Origin of the sequence: Kitasatospora indigofera (genome assembly GCF_014655955.1) — a bacterium.
Classification (GTDB): domain Bacteria; phylum Actinomycetota; class Actinomycetes; order Streptomycetales; family Streptomycetaceae; genus Kitasatospora; species Kitasatospora indigofera.
Window position 1 is genome coordinate 1 of the sequence record NZ_BNBO01000155.1, and the last position, 1,118, is coordinate 1,118.

A 1,118-nucleotide genomic window follows, 5' to 3' on the forward strand; every position below is an offset into this window, starting at 1 on the left:
CTGGCGGGCGCCCGACTGGTCCTGCCGGGCGGCGTCGTCGAGGACGGCCGGCTCACCGTCGAGGGGACGACCCTGTCCGCCTTCGGCGGCGACCGGCAACCGGGCGACCTCGACCTGACGGGCCACACCGTCGTCCCCGGCTTCGTCGACCTGCACGTCCACGGCGGCGGCGGCGGCTCCTACGCCTCCGGCATCGCCGAGGAGGCACTCACCGCCGCCCGCACCCACCTGGCCCACGGCACCACCACCACCGTCGCCAGCACCGTCACCGGCGAGATCGACGAAGTCTGCCGCCAGGCCGCCGTCCTCTCCGAACTGGCCGAGGACGGCATCCTCGCCGGCGTCCACTTCGAAGGCCCCTTCATCTCCCACAACCGGTGCGGCGCCCACCGCCCCGACCTCCTCCGCGACCCCGACCCCGCCCTGGTCCGCAAACTCGTCGACGCCGCCCGCGGCCACGCCAGGATGGTCACCCTCGCCCCCGAACTGCCCGGCGGCCTCGACTCCGTCCGGATGCTCGCCGACCTCGGCGTGATCGCCGCCGTCGGCCACACCGACTCCGACTACGCCAAGACCCTCGAAGCCATCGAGGCCGGCGCCACCGTCGCCACCCACCTCTTCAACGCCATGCCCGGCATCCAGCACCGCGCCCCCGGCCCGATCGTCGCCCTCCTGGAGGACGACCGGGTCACCGTCGAACTCATCAACGACGGCATCCACCTGCACCCCTCGGTGCTCGACCTCGCCTACGGCACCGCCGGCGCCTCCCGCGTCGCACTCATCACCGACGCCATGGGCGCCGCCGGCATGGGCGACGGCCTCTACCCCCTCGGCCCGCTCCAGGTCGAGGTCAAGGACGGCGTCGCCCGACTCGTCGAGGGCGGCTCCATCGCCGGCTCCACCCTCACCCTCGACGTCGCCTTCCGCCGCTCCGTCACCCTCAACGGCCTCAGCCTCAACCAGGCCGTCGAATCGCTCTCCGCCGTCCCCGCCCGCCTGCTCGGCCTCGCCGACACCGTCGGCAGCCTGGAGACCGGCAAGAACGCCGACCTCGTCGTCCTCGACTCCGAGAGCTACCAGGTCGTCGCCGTGATGCGCCGCGGCGCATGGGTCAGCGG

The 1,118-nt window shown here is 73.7% G+C and carries 1 protein-coding gene; it reads left to right on the forward strand.

Features of this window, described 5'->3' with window-relative positions; genetic code table 11:
• On the forward strand, positions 1 to 1,118 hold a 1,118-nt coding region (gene nagA / locus IE329_RS39910; RefSeq protein ID WP_190215973.1), incomplete at both ends, for an N-acetylglucosamine-6-phosphate deacetylase.